Annotated in this window: 19 protein-coding genes and 6 tRNA genes; 11 read left to right on the top strand and 14 right to left on the bottom strand. The window is 51.5% G+C overall.

The genetic code is table 11. The features are described 5' to 3' along the window. Window positions 1-148: 148 nt before the first annotated feature. From ligA to ACJJIZ_RS10360, 5 genes are all read right to left on the bottom strand, one after another. Window positions 149-2,200, bottom strand: coding sequence for an NAD-dependent DNA ligase LigA (gene ligA, locus ACJJIZ_RS10380; RefSeq protein WP_444916077.1), 2,052 nt, complete (start codon window positions 2,198-2,200; stop codon window positions 149-151). Window positions 2,201-2,351: 151 nt separating this feature from the next. After that, on the bottom strand, window positions 2,352-3,368 hold the full coding sequence (gene zipA / locus ACJJIZ_RS10375) for a cell division protein ZipA (protein WP_444916076.1): 1,017 nt from the start codon (window positions 3,366-3,368) through the stop codon (window positions 2,352-2,354). A 26-nt stretch (window positions 3,369-3,394) separates the two neighbouring features. After that, complete coding sequence (smc, locus tag ACJJIZ_RS10370) at window positions 3,395-6,898, bottom strand: chromosome segregation protein SMC (RefSeq protein ID WP_444916075.1); 3,504 nt, start codon at window positions 6,896-6,898, stop codon at window positions 3,395-3,397. A gap of 303 nt (window positions 6,899-7,201) precedes the next feature. Continuing rightward, entirely contained in the window at window positions 7,202-8,431 is a 1,230-nt protein-coding gene (ccmI, locus tag ACJJIZ_RS10365; RefSeq protein ID WP_444916074.1) for a c-type cytochrome biogenesis protein CcmI, read from the bottom strand. After that, window positions 8,428-8,955 (bottom strand): cytochrome c-type biogenesis protein, encoded by a 528-nt coding sequence (locus ACJJIZ_RS10360; RefSeq protein ID WP_444916073.1) that lies wholly within the window; start codon window positions 8,953-8,955, stop codon window positions 8,428-8,430. The genes ccmI and ACJJIZ_RS10360 overlap by 4 nt, the downstream gene beginning before the upstream one ends. Before the next feature lie 176 nt (window positions 8,956-9,131). On the opposite strand from ACJJIZ_RS10360, the gene ACJJIZ_RS10355 reads away from it, so the two are divergent. The 6 genes from ACJJIZ_RS10355 to ACJJIZ_RS10330 all read left to right on the top strand — a co-directional run bounded on the left by ACJJIZ_RS10355 (window position 9,132) and on the right by ACJJIZ_RS10330 (window position 10,501). Further along, window positions 9,132-9,207, top strand: a tRNA-Val gene (locus ACJJIZ_RS10355). A 48-nt stretch (window positions 9,208-9,255) separates the two neighbouring features. Continuing rightward, window positions 9,256-9,332: transfer RNA gene (locus ACJJIZ_RS10350), tRNA-Asp, on the top strand. Window positions 9,333-9,728: 396 nt separating this feature from the next. Further along, a tRNA-Val gene (locus ACJJIZ_RS10345) sits at window positions 9,729-9,804 on the top strand. Window positions 9,805-9,853: 49 nt separating this feature from the next. After that, a tRNA-Asp gene (locus ACJJIZ_RS10340) sits at window positions 9,854-9,930 on the top strand. 370 nt (window positions 9,931-10,300) lie between these two features. Then, a tRNA-Val gene (locus ACJJIZ_RS10335) sits at window positions 10,301-10,376 on the top strand. A 48-nt stretch (window positions 10,377-10,424) separates the two neighbouring features. Beyond that, window positions 10,425-10,501, top strand: a tRNA-Asp gene (locus tag ACJJIZ_RS10330). A gap of 70 nt (window positions 10,502-10,571) precedes the next feature. Here ACJJIZ_RS10330 and ACJJIZ_RS10325 read toward each other — a convergent pair. The 3 genes from ACJJIZ_RS10325 to ACJJIZ_RS10315 form a co-directional block, all read right to left on the bottom strand. Beyond that, window positions 10,572-11,051, bottom strand: a complete 480-nt coding sequence (locus ACJJIZ_RS10325) for a GFA family protein (RefSeq protein WP_282933477.1) — start codon at window positions 11,049-11,051, stop codon at window positions 10,572-10,574. Window positions 11,052-11,193: 142 nt separating this feature from the next. Next, window positions 11,194-11,703 carry a GNAT family N-acetyltransferase gene (locus ACJJIZ_RS10320; protein ID WP_444894356.1) on the bottom strand — a complete coding sequence of 170 codons (510 nt, stop codon included), beginning with the start codon at window positions 11,701-11,703 and terminating at the stop codon, window positions 11,194-11,196. A 62-nt stretch (window positions 11,704-11,765) separates the two neighbouring features. Then, window positions 11,766-12,656 carry a patatin-like phospholipase family protein gene (locus ACJJIZ_RS10315; RefSeq protein WP_413665134.1) on the bottom strand — a complete coding sequence of 297 codons (891 nt, stop codon included), beginning with the start codon at window positions 12,654-12,656 and terminating at the stop codon, window positions 11,766-11,768. Between the two features lie 101 nt (window positions 12,657-12,757). On the opposite strand from ACJJIZ_RS10315, the gene ACJJIZ_RS10310 reads away from it, so the two are divergent. From ACJJIZ_RS10310 to ACJJIZ_RS10300, 3 genes are all read left to right on the top strand, one after another. Next, complete coding sequence (locus ACJJIZ_RS10310) at window positions 12,758-13,273, top strand: PH domain-containing protein (RefSeq protein WP_282933480.1); 516 nt, start codon at window positions 12,758-12,760, stop codon at window positions 13,271-13,273. 59 nt (window positions 13,274-13,332) lie between these two features. After that, the gene (locus ACJJIZ_RS10305; protein WP_444912628.1) at window positions 13,333-14,049 is read left to right on the top strand and encodes an esterase/lipase family protein; all 717 of its coding nucleotides are present in this window, start codon (window positions 13,333-13,335) and stop codon (window positions 14,047-14,049) included. An 84-nt stretch (window positions 14,050-14,133) separates the two neighbouring features. Next, window positions 14,134-14,592, top strand: coding sequence for a GNAT family N-acetyltransferase (locus ACJJIZ_RS10300; protein WP_444912627.1), 459 nt, complete (start codon window positions 14,134-14,136; stop codon window positions 14,590-14,592). Window positions 14,593-14,665: 73 nt separating this feature from the next. On the opposite strand, the gene ACJJIZ_RS10295 is transcribed toward ACJJIZ_RS10300, so the two are convergent. From ACJJIZ_RS10295 to ACJJIZ_RS10270, 6 genes are all read right to left on the bottom strand, one after another. Further along, complete coding sequence (locus tag ACJJIZ_RS10295; RefSeq protein WP_444916072.1) at window positions 14,666-16,174, bottom strand: PepSY-associated TM helix domain-containing protein; 1,509 nt, start codon at window positions 16,172-16,174, stop codon at window positions 14,666-14,668. Window positions 16,175-16,201: 27 nt separating this feature from the next. After that, window positions 16,202-16,780 carry a hypothetical protein gene (locus ACJJIZ_RS10290; protein ID WP_444916071.1) on the bottom strand — a complete coding sequence of 193 codons (579 nt, stop codon included), beginning with the start codon at window positions 16,778-16,780 and terminating at the stop codon, window positions 16,202-16,204. Between the two features lie 110 nt (window positions 16,781-16,890). Next, a complete protein-coding gene (locus ACJJIZ_RS10285) occupies window positions 16,891-19,020 on the bottom strand; it encodes a TonB-dependent siderophore receptor (RefSeq protein WP_444916070.1) in 2,130 nt (709 codons plus the stop codon). Window positions 19,021-19,367: 347 nt separating this feature from the next. Then, the gene (locus ACJJIZ_RS10280) at window positions 19,368-20,936 is read right to left on the bottom strand and encodes an AbgT family transporter (protein ID WP_413665127.1); all 1,569 of its coding nucleotides are present in this window, start codon (window positions 20,934-20,936) and stop codon (window positions 19,368-19,370) included. Window positions 20,937-21,016: 80 nt separating this feature from the next. Beyond that, the gene (locus ACJJIZ_RS10275) at window positions 21,017-22,024 is read right to left on the bottom strand and encodes a tryptophan--tRNA ligase (protein WP_282933487.1); all 1,008 of its coding nucleotides are present in this window, start codon (window positions 22,022-22,024) and stop codon (window positions 21,017-21,019) included. Between the two features lie 121 nt (window positions 22,025-22,145). Further along, the gene (locus ACJJIZ_RS10270) at window positions 22,146-23,144 is read right to left on the bottom strand and encodes a helix-turn-helix domain-containing protein (protein WP_444916069.1); all 999 of its coding nucleotides are present in this window, start codon (window positions 23,142-23,144) and stop codon (window positions 22,146-22,148) included. Between the two features lie 322 nt (window positions 23,145-23,466). On the opposite strand from ACJJIZ_RS10270, the gene ACJJIZ_RS10265 reads away from it, so the two are divergent. Then, the gene (locus ACJJIZ_RS10265) at window positions 23,467-23,877 is read left to right on the top strand and encodes a rhodanese-like domain-containing protein (protein ID WP_444916068.1); all 411 of its coding nucleotides are present in this window, start codon (window positions 23,467-23,469) and stop codon (window positions 23,875-23,877) included. A 100-nt stretch (window positions 23,878-23,977) separates the two neighbouring features. Beyond that, entirely contained in the window at window positions 23,978-24,343 is a 366-nt protein-coding gene (locus tag ACJJIZ_RS10260; protein ID WP_444916067.1) for a GNAT family N-acetyltransferase, read from the top strand. Window positions 24,344-24,562 lie beyond the last annotated feature (219 nt).

The raw sequence follows: 24,562 nt of genomic DNA, 5'->3' as shown, positions 1-24,562 counted from the left end.
GACATCAGGTACCCAGGGCAAAACAGATCTAAGGCATCAACTTTAACGGCGAAGCGACCAGAAAGCCACAAAACAAAACACGAACCTGCAAAGTGCTCAAAAGTTCGGCTATTCAGTTACTAATGGTGCCCCGCCTAAAATACCAGGACTAAACCTCAAAGCCCCTTTCGCGCAACATATCCAGAAGCGCCTCTTCATCCATAACTGTGATACCCAGTTCCTGTGCTTTGGTCAATTTTGAGCCAGCGCCTGGCCCGGCAACCAGAGTGCCGGTCTTGGCGGAAACACTTCCTGCGACTTTCGCACCCAGCCTCTGTAAGTAATCTTTTGCTTCACTGCGGGACAGGGTTTCCAGTTTGCCGGTAAGCACCCAGGTTTCCCCTGCCAGGGGCTGATCCTGCTCGTCACTCTCTTCCGCTTGCCAATGCACACCCGCCTGCTGCAGTGCCTCCACCTCTTCTTGGGCATGAGGCTGCTGAAAAAACTCATCAACAAAATGAGCGACCACTGGGCCCACATCTTCAACTTCCTGCAAAGCCTCGACATCTGCCGACATTAGCGGATTCAATTCGCTAAAGTGCCGCGCCAAATTGCGCGCTGTAGCCTCACCCACTTCCCGGATACCCAGGGCATAGAGGAATTTAGGCAGCGTGGTCTCTTTACTGCGCTCCAGTGCATCGAGGAGGTTCTGGGCAGACTTTTGCCCCATTCGCTCAAGTCCCGCCACCTGCTCCAAGGTGAGGTGGTAGAGCCCGGACACCGAATGTAACAAGTCCTCATCTACCAGCTGCTCTACCAGCTTGTCTCCCAGCCCATCAATGTCCATCGCTTTGCGCGAAGCGAAATGCTTGATGGCCTGCTTGCGCTGGGCACTACAAATCAGGCCGCCGCTACAGCGGACCACCGCCTCACCGGGCGTGGATTCCACCGGCGAGCCGCATACCGGGCAATGCGTAGGGAAATCAATAGCGTGGCCACCCGGCTTGCGCTTGCTCTCCACTACAGAAACCACCTGCGGGATAACATCTCCGGCACGGCGAATAATGACGGTATCACCCACCTGTACGCCGAGGCGCTCGATCTCATCTCGATTGTGCAGAGTTGCATTGGAAACGGTAACCCCGCCGACAAACACCGGCTGCAGGCGAGCAACCGGGGTGACCGCGCCGGTGCGCCCTACCTGGAATTCAACATCCAATAATTCAGTCATTTCCTCCTGAGCGGGAAACTTGTAGGCCATGGCCCAACGGGGTGCGCGGGCAACAAAACCGAGGCGGCGCTGCAGGGGAATACTGTTGACCTTAAAAACAATACCGTCAATATCGTAAGCGAGGTCCTCGCGCTTCTCGCCGATTTCCCGGTAGTAATCGATACAGCCCTGAATATCCTTAGCGACACGCATCTCCCGGTTTGTACGGAAGCCCCAATGCCCCAGCAGCTGCAAAGTCTCAACGTGCTCGTCCGGCAGTTCACCGCCCTCTACAAGGCCAGTGCCATAAACACACAATTCCAGCGGTCTCTGCGCTGTTATGCGGGAGTCCAATTGACGCAAACTACCGGCAGCGGCATTTCGAGGATTTACGAAAAGCTTCTCACCCGCCGCAGCCGCTTTGCGATTCAATTCGGCAAAGCCCGCTTTCGGCATATAGATTTCACCGCGCACCTCCAATACACCCGGATACTTTTCAATACCATCTGCTTGACGCAAACGCAGAGGTACAGATCCCACGGTGCGTACATTCTGGGTGATATCCTCACCGGTGGTGCCATCCCCTCGCGTTGCCGCTCGCTCAAGTACGCCGTCGCGATACAAAAGGCTGATAGCGATACCGTCTAACTTGGGTTCACAGGCGTATTCCACCGGCCCTTTACTGTTGAGGCGCTCACACACCCGGCGGTCAAACTCCAGCAACTCTTCATCATTAAAGGCGTTATCCAAAGACAACATCGCCACCTCATGGCGAACTTCCTGAAAAGAGGAAAGCGGCTCTGCGCCGACCCGCTGGGTGGGAGAATCCGGAGTTAGCAGCTGAGGATATTCACTTTCCAAGTCCTGCAACTCGCGCAGGCGCCGGTCGTACTCAATATCCGGCAACTCGGGATCATCAAGCACATAGTATTGGTGATTCGCACGCTGAAGGATTTCATGTAATTCCTGAACACGTTCGCGCACTTGAGGGGAAATAGTTTGATGAGTCATCGGCAATTCGAGTGAATAAAAATAATAGTTAGAAAATTATTTCGATTTTACATGCAAATACGGCCCGAGCTTACGGCTAATTTCCAAAATGAAAATCAGCCGGCATCCCGGGCCGCATTAAAAATGGCAACAATTATTTAGAGATTGCGAGCTAGCTTTGCGCCATCGCTAAAGTCCTGCGACGCTGGTACTCCACAACCCGCTGACGATAATGCTCCGCCGTTTGCGCGGTAAATACACTGCGATTCTCATCCTTCAATTCGCCACCGAGCAGCTCGGCAATTTTGTATGAGGTGGAAAGCAGCTGATCGAAAGCTTTAATCGCCTCGCCTTCCACAGGTAGTGTCAGGAACAGGCTAACACCCGGCGTGGCAAATTCTTCCATCTGGGCCAGGTCGAAAACGCCGGGCACAACAATATTGGCGAGACTAAAGATAATGGCCCCATCTGCACCGCCGTGCTCATGGTAGTGAAAAATATTCATTTCACCAAAGCGCATGCCACAGGCAACCATTACCCGAAGTAAGTCATTACCCTCGAAGTAATCCCCTTCTGGCGCCATTACATTAATCACCAGCACCTCACGGGTGGGAGCACCTTCACCAACACTGCCAGAGCTTGGAGACTGCGAAGATCGTTCGGGTTGAGAATCCTCATGCACCGCTTCATGCTCAGGACTGTGAGCGCTATCCATCGCATTTAGGCTTTCAGCCTCATCTAATGCAGGCTCATAGCGTTGCTCTTCACCGACCGACTCCATCAGGGTGGGGACTTGCTCTTCCAAATCGAGGATACCCTGCTCTTCCGGACTCCTCTGGGGATTGCTGCCAGCGAGCGGTTTGCGCGAGGAAATAAAGCTCTCCTGCACCTGGCGATTCACGTGTAGCGCATCCTCTAGCGGACGGCGCTGAACAACGCGAGCCTGCCCAGGCAATTCGCTGTTTGCGGGCTTGGACTCTCGCGTCTCCAGGGGTTTGCGGACCGGGGACTCTTCTTCAGCCTTCTCTGAGACCGGATCAGCTTCATTTTTTACTTCAGATTGCATGGCCCGCGACAGATTGCGGGAGACCTTAACTGCCGCGCGCTGTCGCAAGATCGCCCGGCGTATGCCATCGACCACAACGACCAGCAGAACGACAACCAGGATTGTAACCAGCCAGTTATCCATTTTTTAGCGCCTCTCCCTTTACGCCCTTATGCAGAAGCCAGCTCGGCTGCTTCTTCCACATTCACCGACACCAGTCGGGATACACCCGGCTCGTGCATGGTAACCCCCAGCAACTGATCCGCCATCTCCATTGCGATCTTGTTGTGGGTAATATAGATGAACTGAACGTGTTCTGACATTTCTTTAACCATTCGTGCGTAACGACCAACGTTAGCATCGTCAAGGGGAGCATCCACCTCATCCAACATACAGAAAGGTGCTGGATTCAGACGGAAAATCGAGAATACCAATGCGATCGCCGTCAGCGCTTTTTCTCCACCCGAGAGCAGATGGATTGTGCTGTTGCGCTTGCCCGGCGGGCGGGCCATGATCGCGATACCAGTATCGAGCAGATCTTCACCGGTAAGTTCCAGATAGGCATTACCACCACCGAAAACTTTCGGGAAGAGTTCCTGCAGGCCCGCATTTACCTGATCAAAAGTTTCCTTGAAGCGGGTTCTCGTTTCCTTGTCGATTTTCTTAATTGCATTTTCCAGGGTCTCAAGCGCTTCCATCAGATCCCCATGCTGGCGATCCAGGTAGTTCTTGCGCTCAGACTCCTGCTTGTACTCATCGATAGCGGCGAGGTTAATCGGCCCGAGACGCGAGATACGCGCAGCTACCAATTCCAAATCTTCCTGTACCTGTTTAATCGTCAGATCGCCAGGTAACTGCTCGAGCAGCTGATCGATATCGTGCTCGCTCTCGCGCAGCTGCTCTACCAATCCGTTTCGCTGCACTTCTAGTGTCTGCGCAGCGAGACGCTCCTGCTCAAGCTGGGCGCGCACCCCCTGAAGAGCCGCCTCCACTTTGTGGCGCTCCTGTTCCTGCTCACGCAGGCCGGTCTCAACCTCTTCCAGCTTTTTGCGCGCATCGGCGAGTTCCGTTTCCACCTCAATACGCTCGCCGAGTTTTTCTTCCAACTCAGCCTGAAAATCCTGGGAGGGGTCCTGGGTCTCCTCCATTTGCTCCTGCAATTGCTGACGACGACTGCGCAACCTTTCCAGCTGCTCGCTCATCACCTGCAAAGTGCGCTCGAGAGACACCATCTGGGTGCGCACTGACTGCTCGCGCATAGCCAGTTCATGGGCGCGATCCTTGTCCTCCCGCGCACGCTGGCGCACGGCATCCAAAGCTTCGCGCAATTCCTCCCGGCGTGCCATTAGCGTTTCGCGACGATCGGTATCATCACTCATCGCCTCGACAGCTTCCTGCAGCATTAGACGAGCTTCCGACAGGGACTCCCCTTCCAACTCCTGCTGCTCACGCACCTCATCGATTTCCTGCTCAATTCGGATACGGCGCTCATTCATCTGCTCCGCACGCGCCCGTCGGGCGGACAACTGGCTGCGCAGCTCTGCCTCGCGACGCCCGAGCTGGTCGGACTCATTGCGAGCTTGTTCGATGGAGCGCTCGAGATCGACCGTTTGCGTGCGCAGGGACTCGCGTCGCTCGGCAATACTCTCTATCTGCTCCTCACACAGGGCCAACTCATGCCCCAGGGTTTCAAGATCCTGCTTGCGCGCCAGGACCCCGGCCTCTGCATCACTGGCGCGATTCACTCGCAACCAGTTAGGGCCGAGCCAGAGCCCATCGCGAGTCACAATAGACTCATGAGCTTGCAAACTCGCTCGCCTGGACAGCGCCTCAGTCAAATCCTCTGAGGTATAAATTCCCGCCAAGATGCCGGAGAGAGAGGCTGGCCCCTGAACCATATCCTGCAGCGAAGGAAGTACTCCCTTCGCACTGCAATTTACAGCACTGTTATCGATCAGAACCGCTTGACCGCTTTCCAGTGCCGCCAATCCTTCAGCCACGGACTCAAGCTGCTCAACACATACCGCTTGTAACTGGGGGCCGAGGATAGTTTCAACTGCGGTTTCCCAGCCGGGCTGGGCTTTAATCTGATCGGCGAGCCGGGGCTTGTCAGCCAGGGCTTGCTGCTGCAGCCAATTCTCAACTGCCTTGCCCTGCCCTAAAGCAGCTTGCTGCAAGGCTTCCAGAGACGCCTGACGGCCTCGCCCGGTTTGCAGCTGCAAGCGTAACTGATCGAGTTCGGTAGCCAGCTCCCGCTCCTGCACACGGAGACTGTCCAGAGACTCGCGACGCTCTGCCGCTTCCTCGCGGCGCTCTTCAGCCTGCATTTCCAGCTCGGCCATCTGCTCGTTCAACTGCAGCGTCTCTTCATCGTCGTCAGAGACCTGGAGGCCGGACTGCTCCGCCAATAGCTTGTTGACCCGCTCCAGCAGCCGCTGGCCAGAAGTTTCCAAGTGCTGAATGCGGGATTGCTGCACCTCAGCTTTCTGACGGGAGCCAGAGGCACCCTGGTTAAACTGGTCCCACTCGCTCTGCCAATTGCGCATCTGTTCTTCAGATTCGAGCAGTGCCGCAGCAGACTCCTCTTCTGCTGCCAAGACCATCTCCAGGTCCGGCAGAATAATCTCAAGCTCCTCCTCAAACTGGGCCGCTTTTTCGCGATCCACTTCGAGGTTGGTCTCCGCCTCGCGATATTCTTGTTCGGTTTGCGCCAAATCGGAATGCAGGCGAGTAGAGCGCTCACGAGCGTGGGCAATGCTCTGCTCCAAGCGGGCGATATCTCCACCGACGGCGTAGAAGCGCCCTTGGACTTCGTTAAAGCTGTCAGACAGCTCGTGGTACCCCACGCGCTTTTGCTCAATGCCTGTGTCACAGGTGACCTGGCGGGTAACCAGCTCTTCAACGGTGAGTTCAAGCTCACCTATTTGTTGCTGCTTGGCCTTGGATTGGTCATCCAGTTCGCGGTATTTGAGCGCCTGTAAGTTAGCCTTGTGGCTGCGCTCTTCCTCTTTAAATCGGCTGTATTTTTCCGCTGCTGCGGACTGTCGCTCCAGTCGGGACAACTGGCGATCCAGCTCATCGCGGATATCCGTGAGGCGCTCAAGGTTTTCCGAAGTCCGCCTCATCCGGTTTTCGGTGTCCCGGCGGCGCTCCTTGTATTTGGAGATACCGGCGGCCTCTTCGATATAGACGCGCAGCTCTTCGGGCTTGGCCTCGATCAACTTGGAGATCATGCCCTGCTCAATAATGGCGTAGCTGCGCGGGCCCAGACCAGTACCCAAGAAGAGATCGGTTACATCGCGGCGGCGGCACTTCTCACCATTCAGGTAATAGGTGTTCTGTGCTTCCCGGGTTACCTTGCGCTTTACGGAAATCTCCGAGAAAGAGGCATAGGCTCCAGAAAGCTTGCCCTCAGAGTTATCAAATACCAACTCAATCGAGGCCTGCCCCACGGGCTTGCGGCCACTGGAGCCGTTAAAGATAACGTCCGTCATCGAATCGCCGCGCAGGTTCTTTGCGGAGGATTCCCCCATTACCCAGCGCACCGCATCGATGGTGTTGGATTTACCACAGCCATTGGGACCCACCACCGAGTTGAGGTTCGTCGGAAAATAGACAGTGGTAGGGTCAACAAAAGACTTGAAGCCCGCTAGCTTGATGCACTTCAGACGCATGTATTTATAAACTCGATATTTTCTCTGCCGGGCGGGACACCAAACCTTCAATCTTACTTGGTGTCGCCAGAGCATTCAGCGCTATTCTTCACAGTAATGTTCAGTCGGGATTATCAATCCGACCAAGCAGCGGTCAAGTCAAACATGACGATCGCTACCAAATGCCAACTTGCCCCAATAGAACTCATCAATATCTGGGCAATGTGAGCTTGAGGCCAATTAGACGCAAGAATGCCATCCTGCCGCAAATAAAAATGAGGCCACAGCTTACACTGTGACCTCATTTTCGACAGTCACAGCCAGTTACAGCTGACTATCGATGGCTATTGACTGAGTTTCACTCCAGCGGGATTTAGGCAACTCACTAATCATTCCCTGCCAATCCCCCGGGGCCGGACGCGCATCTCCCTTAATGGCCAGTCGCGCTACCAACTGCACAGAGTCGACAGTGGCGATGGAACTTCCAGGCATCATTGCTCGGGACTCATCCAGCACAACCTCTGCCGGTAACTGTCCAGCCGTGAGGCGCACGATAGCCAGAGGCATCGGGCTCGCAGCACTGCGTGCATAGATAAATACCGGGGTAGATTCTGGGGCTTCAACCCCCTCCCCCAAACTGACCTGAACTCGAATCTGCGGGCCTTTCTCTTTCGTTTCTACCTTTGCCCGCACCGCTACAGCCTCACCGCTGTCTGCCAAAGCGCTTTCGGCCCTGGCAACGCCAGCCTGAAGCGCCTCTGCTGCTGCAGATCCTGGGGGAAGCTGGCTAAGCGCTAGCTGCCAGTGTTGGCGAGCCTTGCGGTAGTCCCCACCTTCAAAAGCGGCAATACCCGCCAAGCCCAGCACAGTGCCATTGGATGGCTGCACCTGTAACACCTGCTCAATCAAGGAGCGGATTTCATCGGTAATCTTGGAACCGCCTGCAAAAAACAGCGCTTGCGCCAGCTCAGCTTTAACATTGGCCGCCTGGGGCTCGCGAGCCACAACATAGCGATAGGAATCTACCGCCCCAGCCAAATCGCCACTCACCAGTAGCCGCTGTGCCAATATATAGCGACTGCTAAGATCATCTGGATGAGTTTTAGCCCGCTCCTGCAACTGACGGGTGATTTTTGCCTCTTCCTCCGAAGAGGTGTGCCCACCTTGGCTCGCCACCATATCGCGATACAAAGCTACTTCGGACGGTCGGTCGGAAAACCCGTAGGCAGCTGCTGCAATTGCAGGCACCAAAACCGCCAGCCCGATTAGCAATCGGCCGCCACCCTGCCTGGCTTCACCAGATTGACTTTCCTGCTGAGCCGCCAGCAGTTCCCGCGCGAGATCTGCCTCCAGCTGGGCAAACTGCTTTTCATCCATCGCACCGCTCTGCACCGCAGCGCGAAGTTCTTTACTGCGCTCCCGATAGAGCGCTGCCATAGCCTCTCGCTTGCTACTACCGCTGCGACGTCTGCCTGCAGCTCTCAAAGCAGGAATCAGAAATACAAAAGCTACCAACAGTAGCAGTAGGGCTACACCAAACCAGATATCAATCATTTACCTTCCTTCCCGCTATCACCTTCATCTACAGCTCCTTCTCCCAACAACTGCTTTAATCGACGCCGCTCATCATCAGTGAGTTCCCCTCTGCCGTCATCTTGGCGAGCCCCGGTACCACTTTTTGAGCGCATCACGATCACAATCAAGGCCAGAAGCCCGAAAACGGCAAAGACTCCCGGAGCCAACCACAGGATCAAAGTATTTTTCTGAACAGGTGGGCGGTAGAGCACAAAATCCCCATAGCGGGCCACCATGTAGTCAACGATTTCCTGGTCCGTAAATCCCTCCTCCAGCAAACGGCGAATTTCACGGCGCAAGTCCGAGGAAATAGACGCATCGGAGTCTGCCAGGTTCTGGTTTTGACATTTGGGGCATCGCATCTCTTCAATAAGCACGCGATACCTTGCATCCAGCTCGGGAGAGGACAATTTTTGTGTCTCAACTACCGCATGTGCAGCGATGGACAGGCAAAAAATACCGAATACCAGTACAAGTTGGGCCAGCCAGGTCTTCTGTGTCACAGCTTTTCTCACGCTCTAACTAACGGGAATTGGGGCGATTATAACAGTGTCACCCCCCGGCGGACACGCCCACGAATTCACACAAAAGCGCGTTAACTCATTGAAAGACAAAAAAAAAATCAAAAAAGGCGTTGACGCCACGAAGAATATCATTAAGATACGCAGCTCCTGACACGGGGTGGTTAGCTCAGTTGGGAGAGCGACGGCCTTACAAGCCGTAGGTCACAGGTTCGACCCCTGTACCACCCACCACTTCTCTTACTCTTGCCCGGCAAGAGCAACCAAGAGAAGCAGGAATGCGGACCGGTAGTTCAGTTGGTTAGAATGCCGGCCTGTCACGCCGGAGGTCGCGGGTTCGAGTCCCGTCCGGTCCGCCATATACAAAAAAGCCCTGCTCGCAAGAGCGGGGCTTTTTTGTTTGTGCCTCATATCTTTTCATTTTTCTCATATTTTATTTTCAGTTGCTTACGCTGGAAATTTGAAAGAGCCACAAAAAAATAACCAAATCTCAGCGTAAAAAAATAGTGCGAGCCCCGTGCTGGCAAAATTTTTCTGCAACAATTTTCTCTAGCCTGAATTTTTATTTTCTGAATTTCTACGCAGCTGATTTTGATCGATAAAAACAGCTTAAAGAACCCTCAAAAAATCCTCTAATTAATTAATTTTTAAACAATTTTTGGATGTTTTTTATTCTTAAAAAAATTTTTAAAAATCTCCCAACAAAATTGTTGACCGCAAAAAAAATATCATTAAGATACGCAACTCCTGACACGGGGTGGTTAGCTCAGTTGGGAGAGCGACGGCCTTACAAGCCGTAGGTCACAGGTTCGACCCCTGTACCACCCACCACTTCTCTTACTCTTGCCCGGCAAGAGCAACCAAAGAGAAGCAGGAATGCGGACCGGTAGTTCAGTTGGTTAGAATGCCGGCCTGTCACGCCGGAGGTCGCGGGTTCGAGTCCCGTCCGGTCCGCCATATACAAAAAAGCCCTGCTCGCAAGAGCGGGGCTTTTTTGTATATGAAAAACTCAAAACCACTTTTCAATACACAACCACCTCCCCGCTCCCCGCTCCCCGCTCCCCGCTCCCCGCTCCCCGCTCCCCGCTCCCCGCTCCCCGCTCCCCGCCACAAACTATGCAGACCGACTAACAAAATTAATAGAAAACCGGGGCAATGAAAGTAGCACCCTGTTTTATTACCAAATATTGCCAATAGACGAGCAGCAATTTTTTCAAATACATCCCCGCTTCTCAGACTTAAAGCCAGGCGCAAACTTTTTTAGAAAAACTTCCCTAAGTTGTTGACCTAAGTAAAAAAATCATTATGATACGCAGCTCCTGACACGGGGTGGTTAGCTCAGTTGGGAGAGCGACGGCCTTACAAGCCGTAGGTCACAGGTTCGACCCCTGTACCACCCACCACTTCTCTTACTCTTGCCCGGCAAGAGCAACCAAGAGAAGCAGGAATGCGGACCGGTAGTTCAGTTGGTTAGAATGCCGGCCTGTCACGCCGGAGGTCGCGGGTTCGAGTCCCGTCCGGTCCGCCATATACAAAAAAGCCCTGCTCGCAAGAGCGGGGCTTTTTTGTATGCGCTAATTAGAAAAGAGTTTGGTTTTTTAAACTTCAGCTGAAGCCGCCTGGCTCTCCTCCCATTCCCCATCCACTGCTTCTTCGCCGCCATGCAATAGATGCATCAATCGCTCCAGCTCCGGCATTTCGTTAAAGCACTCCGCCTCACCAGAAATTTCATCCCAGGATGCTTTGGATTCAGTGCAAAGATGGGCCACGACCTTCCCATCGATATCCCCCTCCAGCAATCCAGCAGGCACCCAGAAGTGCGTTGTATTACTCATTAAGTGAGGAACTGTACTTCCGCATCCACCGCAAAAGTCAGATCGATAGCCCGTAGGAGTCCGGAATGAAGAGATTCTGTCTAAGCCCCGCACCCAGCGAAACTGATCCCGGCTAATAAACATGGCAGTATCCGAGGCGGAACCACTCAATTTGCGGCAGAGCGAGCAATGGCATTGGTAAAGGTTTGGAATTGGCTCTTCCAGTTGGAACTCAACCCCACCGCATAGGCACTTCCCATTCATCCCTTTCTCCTTCCGCAAAACTGTTATTCGAAGTCGTCCATGAAATCGCAATAGGTTAGCAACAATATCTCAGTCCTACCCAAGACTCCTATAGACACACAGTGAAGTAAATGCCATTTGGCGCCTCATTCAACGAACATCATTAAATATCCAAGGATCTGGGGTTTAGCTTCGCCGTGAGGATATGATCCTCCCAACATCCATTGATCTTCAGGTATTTTGCCGCCCTACCCTCGACAACGAAGCCCAATGCCTCCAGCAGAGCTGCCGACCTATCGTTACCAGGCATGTAGTTAGCCATCACCCTATTCAAATTTAGGGTGTCAAAAGCATAATCAACGACATGTCGACACAAGCTCCCCATTAAGCCCCGCCCCTCGTGGGACTGGTCAACTGCATATCCCATATTACAGGCCTGAAATGGGCCTCGGATGATATTCGTCAAGGAGCAAACACCCAGTAACTGATCACACCCGGACTCTAATGCAGCAAACTTTAAAATTCCTCCAGAGCTTATGCGTCGAATCCAGGACCCGGAACTGTGAAAACCGGGCTCGCGAATGGGCTCCCAGCGCTTCAGGTGCTCTTCATTAGATAGATAAAAAGCAGATATGGCGGGCGCATCTGTCACTCCGAGCAAACGTATTTCCACCAGTCGATTACCTCACCATTCACATTCTGATTAAGCTCAATCAACCCACTTTACCGGCACCACTATTCAATTGACGGCAAAGAGTCCCGCTGACCGGGAAGCTCACGAAGAAATTCCCAACCCCGGGTCCTGCCGCTCTCATAACCTTCCTCAAGCAACTCTGCTTCTTGAGTAAAACGCTTAACCGGGAAATTGTCTGGAGGCGCAATAACCGAAACCTGGCATCCCTCTGGAGGCACCTCGATAAACTCCAGAGCCCGATTATATTTCTCCCCCCTCTCCAGCACGGCCTCAAATAGCCGGGCATGATCACGGAAAAACTGTTTGATAAATTTTGGAGCAGGCCCCTTAATTTTCCGATACCCCAGAGGGCGCGAAAGAATAACGGTTATATTCCTAGCCCCCTGCTGATAGGCCTGAATAATCGGTATCGAATCAGCCAGACCGCCATCGGTCATAGGCTCCCCATCCACTTCAGGAAACCCCCGGTAAGCAACCGGAATGGCACAAGAGGCCGGGAAAACCTCGTGCATATTTTCTGGAGTTACTTTCAGGTATCTAGCCTCCCCCGTGTTGATACTGGTAGTCACGGCATAAAGCGGTATTCCATTCTCAACATAACTATCAACACTGAGCGGAATATCCTGATATGACGCATGCCACAACCAGCCAATATCACAAAAATGACCGCCTCGGAGATAGCGGCGCCAGTCGATGAAGTCTGCCCGCCGGGCATGGTCCATTAGTATTTGCCGACTTCGCCCATGATTTCCCGCCAGATAACCAATCAAGTTGGTGGAGCCTGCGGATACACCGATCGCAAAATCAAATGGCCGATAGCCCGCCTCCAAAAATGCATCCAATACGCCTGCAGCGAAAATCCCCCGCATAGCGCCCCCTTCGACCACAAGGGCTGACTGGGAATTCTCGTTAATCAAAATACAGTCTTCCATAGCGAGCAACCGTTAAAACCAAACCATCTCTACCTTTGCCAAGCAGATTCCAATAGCACTATGATTGAGGCATTCAGGTAATCCGTTGAGTTAAACCAAGTATGCCAACAATCGCGTTTAAAGCGCCGTGGAGCCGCCAGCTCCAAATTATCAGTGCCATATGCACATTACTCCTACTGGGACTGCCGCTCTTTCTGGCATCGAGAGCACCAGCTGCTCCATCTACCCTCTATAGCATTGCCATAGCACTTCCGCCTGCAATACTGGCTCTCAGCGCCTTCTTTGCCATCCGTGGTTACGCCATCAAAAATGGCAACCTCTTGATATTGCGCCCGGGTTGGAAAACCACCATCTCCTTGGAGGGGCTATCTGAAGCATTCCCCGACTCAACCGCCATGCAAGGATCAGTCCGCATCTTTGGCAATTCCGGCTTATTTGGCTATATAGGCCTGTTTCAAAACCAAAAGTTGGGGCGCTATCGTGCATTTGCTACCGACCAGCAAAAATCTGTCGTACTGCGCCTGGCTACACAAACTATCGTGATCACCCCCGATAAGCCGGAGCGGGCAGCGGACATTCTCCGCCAACACTGCCAACTTCAACCCAATCCAAATTAATTGCTCCGACAACAACGCCACACGAATAGGCACAAGAAGTCGACAGGAAGTTCAAACCGATGAAAAAATTCGCTTTTATAATTGCCGCCGCATTTACGCTGCTATCAGCAAGTGCTCACTCCGCCTGTGTGATTTTATTGCATGGATTAGCCAAATCAGATAGCTCAATGGAGAAACTGGCAAAGGCCATAGATGCCGAAGGTTTCCAAACAGTCAATATTGATTACCCTTCGACCAAGCACTCCATTGAAACCTTGGCCAGCATGGCCATAGCGCCTGCTGTCGAGGAGTGCGGTAACGCGCAAGAAATCAATTTTGTCACTCACTCCATGGGCGGTATTCTGGTAAGGCAATATCTACATTCAGCTGAAATCAAAAACCTGAATCGCGTTGTCATGTTGGGCCCACCCAATAAAGGCAGTGAAGTAGTTGATAAACTGGGAACATTCCCCGGTTTCAAGTTTATGTTTGGGGATGCTGGGCTACAGCTAGGTACCGGCGAGATGAGCGTCCCCAACAAGCTCGGTAGTGCAGATTTTGATGTAGGTATTATTGCCGGTACTCGCAGCATCAACCTGATTCTATCCCGCCTTATCCCAGAAACCGATGATGGTAAAGTCTCCGTATCCAGCACAAAACTGGATGGCATGAATGATCATCTGCAAATGCCAGTGACCCATGTGTTTATGATGAAAGATAAAAAAGTTATCTCGCAAGTTATCCATTACCTCAAGCATGGATTCTTTCATAGAGCCGGCAATCAGGTATCCAATTAAAATTAATCGATCTTATAAATAATCTATACCTTTTAACTCCAATCACAATACAAAATTAGTGACAATAATTTGGAATTCACCTTTATGCAGTGGCAATGGTGCAGCTTTAAAGAGCTTACGCTCAGTCAACTTTACGAAGTTTTGCGAGTAAGGCAGGAAGTTTTTACGGTAGAACAAGACTGCCCCTATCAGGATGCCGATGGCAAAGACCAACACTCCTGGCACCTGATCTGCTGGGAGGGAGACGAAAGCAATCCGCAGGTAATGGCTTACCTGCGAGTTGTTTTCCCTGGCCTTAAATACCGGGAACCTTCGATAGGAAGAGTATTAACCGCAGAAGCCAGTCGCGGAACAGGCCTGGGCAAGGAGCTGATTCGCCGAGCCGTAATGCACACATGCGAAGAATACCCCAACACTGGTATTCGCATTTCAGCTCAACAACATTTGGATAGATTTTACGGGGAGTTTGGCTTTGAGCAGGTGTCTGAGCCATATCAGGAAGACGGCATCCCGCATATCGAGATGTTACGCCCTGCCAATTAATTAAAAGGGATCTTATAGGTCCGATGGAAGTTTTGGGGGCCCTGCAGAGGCACTGCGAGCCCCCCAAAAAAATCTAGTTGCTACCCAGTGGATTGGCACCGGCAGGTACAGGCTCACTATCCGGCTGGCGCACCCTGCTATAAAGGCAAGAGGCCGCGATTCCAGCAGCAATTAGCAACCACACAACATTAACGACCAGTGATGCTCTCACAAAGGAATCCTCACCAAACTGAGCAACGTGCACTACAACTGCACCGACGCAGGCGATAATTGTTGCAATACGCAGAGACATAGACCACTTGGCCACTGTCCCCATGAAGGCAGCCGCAACGCTTAACGCCAAGGTCACCAGCCAGAACACCTGCGCAGCATTTAGCTTAAACGCCAGATAAGTCACCGCACTCAGAGCAATCGCAAATGGTACACCCCATACCTGAGCCATCCAGACTCGCTCCAAACGTACGGCGGGATTGCCGCGCTGACGCTTGCGAACAAACCAGATATTGATGCCGGATACCACCAGCAAACACATCCCCACCCCCAGCAGGAAGTAAGCAATTTTCACAGGGAAACCGGAAAAGTGGCCAAAGTGTAAACGGTACGTAGAAAGGTAAACCTGCTTAGCCGCGTCTCCCTCAGACCAACCTTCTTTTTCAATCAGGCTGCCATCGGGATTAAAGTGGTAACGCTCACCCCAGACCAATCGCTCTGGAACCCGGGTCCACACCTCAACAACCTGGCCTTCACGTCCAGGGAATGCCACTTCTAAACGAGTGCGCTCTTCTTCCGGTGCGATACGATCCATTGTTGCCAGAATTGCAGCATAATCCGGATAATCAACTTCAGGGGCGTTTTCCTCCATCACCGGATGATCCGCGTAAAGCATGTGCTCTACCTTTTCCGTATCACCCTCAAAGAATACGCCGGCAATTGCAAAAGCGGCTACCTGGGACAACCCGATAAAAGCCCCGGTAATGGCTATGGCAAGATGAAAGGGAGAGGCCCAAACCCCCAGGCGATTGTGCAAATCCACTTGCTGAAGACGCTTAGAGCCAGAAAGACGGAAAGAGAAAGCGTCTTTAATAATTTTGGGATGGGCCAGCAAACCGGAGACGATCAGAGCGGACATCACCATCCCGATCAAACCAACCAGGATGACCCCATAACCAACAGGAAGGTTGAGCGCGTAGTGCAGGTAGGCCAGGAAGTGGGTCCACTCATGCTCCACCTTGCCCAAAAGGGAACCATCTTCAGCGACATATCGCTCCATATCGCCGACTTCAACCATCAATCTGGGCTTATCCTGATTAGGGATGGTGAAGGTAATTGAATCGAGATCCTCTTTTTCCTGCTTAGCTAACGCAATAGCATTTTCTGTAGCCGTCCGATACACAGAGGCTTCAACATTGAGGTTCTCCAACTCGGAGGCCTGCTCCCAGCGTTCGAACTCATTGTAAAAAACCGCCAGTGTTCCGCTGACGCAAACAATATATAAAAGAGTGGATACCGCCAGGCCGAGAACTGAGTGTCCATCGGTTATATCACGGACAAAGCCAGGGGTCGGTTTAAAGGAAAATTTCACGTTAAATTCCTACTCAAGTCCGTTGATCTATGCTGCCGAAGCGGGAAGCGCAAAGGTCAGCAACAAGCCGCTGACCACCGAGAAAACCAACATGGCAGCCGAAGGGCGCAGAAGCTTTTTATCGGCACAGCACCAAACCATCGCCAGGGTCCAGATTATCACCGACAGGAAGGCTCCGCCGACCAAGCGGACAGTTTCAGAAAATCCGGTAAAACCAAAGAAAAGCAGACCGGCGATCAAACCACTGGCCGCGGGCAAAAGAAAGGCAGCCATAAAACGCAAGAAGCCCCGCAACCACAATGGAAGCAGGGCTTGAGATTCGGGTGTTCCCGAGCGCTGTTTTTCAACGGGCCTGGGGCCACTGGGCCAGTCTCCCTTAAGAGCCAATAAAGCAAAGGCTCCGAGCATCACTATTAAAGTGGCAATACTGATTCCATATTCCACCCCAACAATTGAGCTCCACCCAAAAGCCGACAACACCATGGCTCCCCAACCACTCCAGCGGCGCACGGGCTCTGCCCCTCTGCGGGACCAGGCGGAATAAAGGAGCAAAATCCCGGCCAAAGCAAAGGCGCTGGAAGCTCCTGCAATCATATAAAAAGACATTGGCATAACCATAACTGCGAGAGACTCGCCTCTCGTCTGGTTGCTTAAACGTAAAAAAGGGAGCCCGCCCACAGACTCCCCCTGCGGACAGGCTCCCAGTCTACACTAACTTAAAAAATGTAGCGTGCTTCTGCAGTTACATAGCGACGCTCACCGTAGAAGCAGTCACCACGACTCAGGCATGCAGTAGTGTGAACCTCGTCAGTTAGGTTCTTTGCATTTAACTGGAACTTCCAGCTTTCCAGGGTATATCCGATAGCTGCATCATATAAAGTGTATGACGGGTTATAGGATGGGAAGGTTCCGGTTGAATCATTGATACCTGTTGAACTCTCACCAACATATCGAACACCAATACCAGCATTCAAGCCGGGTAGTAGACTGCTAAAGTCATAATTACCCCAAACAGAAAACTGTTCTTCAGGGACAGCTTCGATATCCTCATCGATATTGAGGCTGCTGTAGTTGGCAACCAAGCTTAAATCACCAAGTTTACCTGCGGCTTCCAGTTCAAAGCCATCCAGCTTAGCCTCACCAACCTGAGTCTGGTACCCCACAGTATCGGAGTCTACTAACAAGTTCTTCTGCTTGATTTCAAAAGCAGAGGCTGTAACCAGTAGGTTCGTCCCTTCGGGCTGGTATTTAATACCAGCCTCAATCTGCTCACCCTCAACCGGCTTGTAAGGAGTTCCGTTTTCATCGGAATCATTCACTGGCTCGAAAGATTCAGAGTAACTGATGTAGGGTGTAACACCGCTATCGAAGGCATACATTACACCGAAACGCATAGTTGTAGCATCATCATCAAATGAAGTGTCACCAGCTTCAGACTTTGCATTATCGCGACGAATTCCAGTGGTTATAATCCAGTTCTGGAAAGATATTTGATCCTGGAAGTAGAAACCTAACTGCTCAGTATCTGTTTCAGAGCCATACCAGTAATCAGTCAAGCTCTCCAAGTCATTCAGACTGCTCAGACCGGTAGGCACATATCCGTAAACAGGATCAAAGATGTCAATCGTTCCACCGAAACCATACAAATACAGATTATCTTTTGTGGTTGTCGCATCCTGACTGTCTAAACCAAATGAAACCTGGTGCTCGAATAAACCTGTAGTGAATTCACCAGACATACGCAGATCAAAGATGAGTAAATCACTAGAGGCATCACTCATATAGATCGTGCGTACCACTTCACTGATATCTGGATTGCTGCGTGTGCCATCAAATGTGGCCCACATGGAGTTGTAATCAACATCCCCTTCGGAGTAGCGCAATCCGGCATTTAATGCCCAGCTATCACTGAAGCGGTGATCAACCCAAACACTATAAGAAGTTTGCTCGGTATCATATTTATCCCAGCCCGGCTCACTCAAGAAGGTATCGGTAGGGATATCACCATTTACATTATCAATCCGGGTTCCGCCCCAAGGTAGAAACGCGGTAGTGGTACCAGACTCATCCTTTTGATACGTGGTCAGGAAGGTAATTTCAGTATTCGCACTTGGACGCCAGGAAACTGAAGGCATAAACAGAGTGCTGTTATCATCCACGTGATCAACTTGAGCATCTGCATCTCTATCATAACCAACTACTCGGTATAACCATTGGTCGGAACTATCTATTGCTCCGGTCACATCGCCAGCTACAACCATACGATCATAGTCGCCAGCCTGGACCATAACTTCGCCGCCAAACTCACTCTTAGGGCGCTTAGAGACCAAGTTGACAATACCACCGGTAGAACCCTGCCCATAAAGAACAGAAGATGGGCCTTTCAGGATTTCAACGCGTTCGAAAGCATATGCATTGGCGCGTGAGCTGGTGTAGCTACCAAAGATAGACTGCAAGCCATCGATAAACATTACTGGATCTACGCCACGTACTGTCGACCAGTCACCGCGCGCATCCACACCATAAGTCCCGCCATTAACGCCAGCGACATACTGCAAAGCATCTTGTACAGACTTGGCGCCAATCGAATCAAGAAAGTCTTTGTCGCGCAAGGAAATCGAGAATGGGGTCTCATCAACTGGGATATCCAGCTTACCAATGGAGGTCTGGCGGGAGAGGTTCAACTCACCAACGACATTAACCTCTTCAATACGCTCACCTGTGTTATCCGCAGCGAACGCCACAGAAGAACCGCCCGCAGCAATAGCCAGCGCCAATAAAGAGCGGCTGATTCCAGAAATTACAGGAGAAGCTTTTTGCATACTTTTAATTCGAGCGGTACTCATGGAGATCCCTCAACGCCAACTGAATTTGGATGGGTCACAGTCAAACTGTGACCCAGGTAACTGGGCGCGAATCCTAATAGGAATCGTTATCATCTACAACATTATTGGAACATTTTTTTGCTAAAAAGAGCGATGACATGATTAGGGACAAGAAATACGGCATTAAAGGACAGCATTGCAGCCTCCAAGCTGCACTTTCGTACCATCAGAATGACTTGATGGAATGAGTAAAAGCAGATTCTAAGGCAGGAAAAAGACTAAGTGGCTGCTCAGCAGCAACCACTCAGATTGAGATTGTATATATCGGGACTTGATTTAGGGAGTTCCAGACAAAGATCCCCTACTTCCTAGGGGTAGGTATAACTAGCCTGCACTCCCAAAGGCATCCCCAGTGTCCAGTAAGCCACCAGGAACAGCGACCAGCAAATCAGGAACACAATGGAGTACGGCAACATGATGGATACAAGTGTCCCAATACCCGTTCCCTTCACATAGCGCTGGCAGTACACAACCACCAAGGGGAAGTAAGGCATCAGCGGGGTAATAATATTCGTGGAGGAATCACCTACCCGGTAAGCTGCCTGGGTGAGATCAGGGGAGAAACCGATCTGCATCAACATAGGCACAAAGATGGGGGACAGCAGCGCCCACTTGGCAGAGGCAGATCCCACAAATAAGTTGATAAAGGCTACCAGTACAATAATGCCCATCAGGGTAATCGGGCCCGGCAGCTCCATCGCCGCGAGCAAGCTCCCTCCCTCTACCGAAAGCAGCGTGCCCAAGCCGGAGCGGGCAAACTCAGAGATAAACAACGCACAGAAAAAAGCCATCACGATGTAATAAGCCATGGAGCCCATGGTTTTGGACATCGCATCAATAACATCCTTACTCTGACGGAAGGTACCGGCCGCATAGCCAAACACCACACCGGGAATCACAAACAGCAGGAAGATCAGCGGCACAATCGACTTCATAATCGGCGCTGTGAAGGAGGCTAATTGCCCTTCTGCATCGCGCAAAGCTGAGGTTTCCGGCAGCATCCAGGCCACAAGCCCCACGATACCCGCCACCATCACAGTTACCGCCAGGTACATGGCTTTTTTCTCGCGGGCGCCCAGCTCCTGCATTACTGGCATATCCGCTTCATCGCCATCAACCTTCACGCTCTTCAAGCGTGGCTCGATCACTTTATCAGTCAGCCACCAGCCCAGCAGTGTCACCAATAAGCAAGAAGCTGAAGTAAAGAACCAGTTGTTGAGGGGGTTAACCTGCATATCCGGATCGGCAATCTGAGCAGCCGTCTGGGTAAAGCCTTGCAATAGAGGATCGATAGCCGAGGGAACAAAATTGGCAGAGAAGCCACCAGAGACACCGGCAAATGCTGCCGCGATACCTGCCAAAGGATGGCGCCCCGCCGCGTAGAAAATCACACCTCCGAGTGGAATTACTAACACATACCCCGCGTCTACAGCGGTGTGACTGACGATGGCTACCAAAATCAACATAGGTGTCAACAGCATCTGCGGCGTTACCGCCAGCAGCTTTTTCAATACCGCATTGATAAAGCCACTCTGCTCAGCCACACCGACCCCCAGCATGGCTACCAACACCACCCCCAGGGGCGCAAAACTAGTAAACGTAGTTACCATACCAGATAGGAAGCGAGCCATTTCACTACTGGAAAGCAGGTTGGTTACCTGTATCGCCTCGCCGGTAGCGGGGTGTAAGGCTTCGAAGTTAACACCGGAGAGAAGCCAGGAGAGCACCCAGATCCCCACCATCAAGATCAAAAACAGAACAGCGGGATCGGGTAATTTATTACCGACAACCTCAATAAAATTGAGCGCTCGATTAATCCAGCCATTTTTATTATCGGCACTATTGCCGGCATCAGGATTTGCCTGAACGTTTTCCATGTTTGTACCCTGTACATTTATTATTTTTTATTAAAAAGGAGGCCGATACTCCATGGCCTCCTGCTTTTTCAGGAAAAGCTCTAACCTATCTTGCGGATACCAACCGCGTGACGCAACTTCTCGATAAACGGAGCAGAGTAAGCGCGAGCCTTAATAGCCCCCTTCTCCAGCTCCGTTTCAATTTGGTCTGGGTTAGCCAGCAGCTCATTGTAGCGCTCGCGAGCCTCACCGATCTGGCCGTTCACCAGCTCAAACAACTGCTTCTTGGCCTCACCCCAGGCAATGCCCTCTTCAAAAGCTTTACGCATTTCAGCTGTCTGTTCTTCGCTGGCAAATGCCTGCCAAACCTGGAATACAGTGGAAGTATCCGGATCTTTTGGCTCACCCGGCTCCAGCAGGTTGGTTTTGATCTTATTAATGTGCTTTTTCAGCTTCTTCTCAGGAAGGAACAGCGGAATAGTGTTGCCGTAACTCTTACTCATTTTGCGACCATCCAGGCCTTGCAACACAGCTACGTGGTCGTCAACTACCGCTTCTGGTAAAGCGAAGTGCTCACCGTAGTGGTGGTTGAAGCGCTGGGCAATATCCCGAGCCATTTCGATATGCTGTACCTGGTCTTTACCCACCGGCACCTTATTGGCGTTGAACATCAGAATGTCGGCGGCCATCAGGATCGGGTAGCTATACAGCCCCATGGTGACGCCAAAATCGGAATCTTCGCCATCGGCGCGGTTGGCATCTACCGCCGCTTTATAAGCGTGGGCACGGTTCATCAGGCCCTTGCCTGTCATGCAGGTGAGCAGCCAGGTTAGTTCAGGAATTTCATGGACGTCGGACTGACGGTAGAACACCACATTGTCGGTATTCAGGCCCAAGGCCAGCCAGGTTGCAGCGATCTCCAGGGTGGACTGATGGACCTGGGCCGGGTCCTGGCACTTAATCAGTGCATGGTAATCGGCCAGAAAGTAGAACGATTGGTTGTTTTCATCCTGACTCGCGGCGATCGCCGGACGGATTGCACCCACATAGTTCCCCAGGTGTGGAGTACCGGTTGTTGTAATACCGGTTAATACGCGCTGTTTCGTCATAATTCCTTCGTAGTCTGTACTGTCATCAGGCAATAGAGACCGAATCATACCCCTTTAGTGCCCGGGGGTGTATCAACCAAAGGTACCGACTCCCCATAGCCGTACCAACACGCGGCCAACGTTAAGCCTCAACCGCCACTTTGGCGGAACCCTGGAATTGGCGCTGATATTCACTGGGTGAAATCCCAAACGCCCGACGGAAATGGTGACGCAAGGTCGCACTACTCTCAAAGCCAGCCAGTTGGGCTGCCCGATCTACAGACTCCTTACCGGACTCCAGCGCCTTCTGCGCAGCCCGCAAGCGCTGCTGGATCAGCCACTCCTTGGGAGCAATTCCCATCGACTGGCGAAACTTTCGGTCAAAACTACGGCGGGATAAATGAGCGCGCTGCGCCATATCATCAATTTTGATAGCGCCATCCAAGTTGCCTATCGCCCAATCCAGCGCGGCGGAAAAGTGATCCGGCCGTTTGGCAACGGGCATCTCCACATATTGGGCCTGGCCACCCTGCCTATGGGGTGCCATCACCAACCGACGAGCCACCGAATTGGCCAATTCATAACCATGGTTGCGCCGCAAAAACTCAATCCCCAGATCGATGGCCGCACTACTGCCCGCAGCGCAAGCCAGTGCGTCCTCCCACACGTAGAGAACATCTCCCACATACTCCACCGCAGGGAAGCGCTCACGAAAACGCTCTGCAAACAACCAATGGGTGGTCGCCTGCCGACCATCAAATAGTCCCAACTCCGCAGGCAGAAAAGCACCGGAGCAAAAAGTAAGAATCTGGCGGCTGTCAGCGGCAAACTCAGCCACCGCCCTATGTACGCGCTCCAAATAAGCATCTTGTGGTTGTGCATTAGTCGACCAACAGGGAATCACCAGCAGATCATAATCCATCAAACTCTCTACCCGCCGACAAGCCAGAGCCAGACCGCCGGTCGCCAGAGGGTTTTCCTCAGCGAAAGTCACAATTTCACCGGTGTAGAGCTCGCTAAGTTCAGGGCGGGGTAGGCAAAAGAGTTCGGTAGCGCAACCGAGTTCGAAGAGTGAGACCTGCCGGTGGGCGAGAACAGCCACTTTCTGGCTCTTATTAGGCTTTTGTGCCAACGTCGACATAGGTACCCCTAACCCTCAGCAGTTAATTAAATTAGGTTAACGAATAAATCCAACCCAGCATACCCAGTTGAGCAGTTATTGAAAGCAATGCCGGGAATAAAACCCTCAACCTTTGAAGCATTATTTAATCGGTAAATCACCATCATCCTCAAATAAGTAAAGCCGCACCCCACTAGCCAAAACCGGCCCACAAGTTTGCACGCAGAATTGGCGCAAAATTAATGCTATCTGGCTTAGAGGTAGATCGCCCGGAAGCAACCAAAAAGGGACACTATCGCCACTTGGAAACCTGAAGAATCACCAAAATTACCGGGAGTAATATATGAGTTCAGCCGTAAGTAGAGTGCCCGCTGCCAACAGCCAAGATGCGCTAAACCACTTCCAAAACCTCCTATCTTTTGAAACAGACTGCTGGGATGTACACCACGCAATCAGCCAAAATCGTAAGGATTTCGTACTTTTAGATGTGCGAGGTGAAGAGGCTTATAAAAATGGACATATACAAACAGCCGAATCCTTACCATACAGCCGTATCAATAAAGACAGGCTGAGCGAATACCCTTCAGATACTTTATTTGTTGTCTATTGTGCAGGCCCACACTGTAATGCGACAGAAAAAGCAGCAATCAGGCTGGCCATACTTAACAGGCCGGTCAAGAAAATGATCGGCGGCATCACCGGATGGCTAGATGAAGGTTTTACCCTCACCCAAGAAACAGCCAAGTCAATTTAATTCCTATTGTTAGCCTCTTGCAGGATGACATAACTTGGCATAAGGATGTGTCAAGCTATCAAACGCCGACTCAAAGAAATACTGATTAAATGGTACTGATATGTTTGTTCGCCACGCCCATCCCACCGACTGTTTTTATCTCTACAATATGATGCGCTGCTTAGCCAGGCATAATAATTCAACGGACTCTTTCCATATTACCCAACTTGAATTGCAAAATAGGTTGTTTCAGAGGAAAGAGCATCAAGTGCTGGTTGTGGAACAAGACCATAACCTTGAGGGGTATATCAGTTTTAATATTATTCCAGAAAATGAAAGCTCGGCGGCCTGGGCTATTATCAGTGAGCTATATATCGGGGATTCTGAAGAGAAACGAAAAGAAGAGATTGCTCAAGTACTATTGAGCGCAATCGCAAAGGAGGCTGAGAAATACAAATGCATGGATATAAGGTGGGGCACACGATGAAAAAACCAGCAGAAAACTTCTCCTAACAGACCAAAGATACTTAAATATGTATCTTTAAAAGGGCAATTAATAAGATTGAAGAAATTTTACTGAGCCTACCAACAATAAATTTTAGGCGCCTCATTGACTGAATTAATGTTAAAACTATGACAAATATAACAAATGCTAGAAAAGCAAGCTCTTATTCCACACCACCACCTATATGGCTACTCAATCAAG

This window comes from Microbulbifer maximicatervae (SeqCode), assembly GCF_052467225.1.
This window is presented reverse-complemented; position numbering and strand designations above follow the sequence as displayed.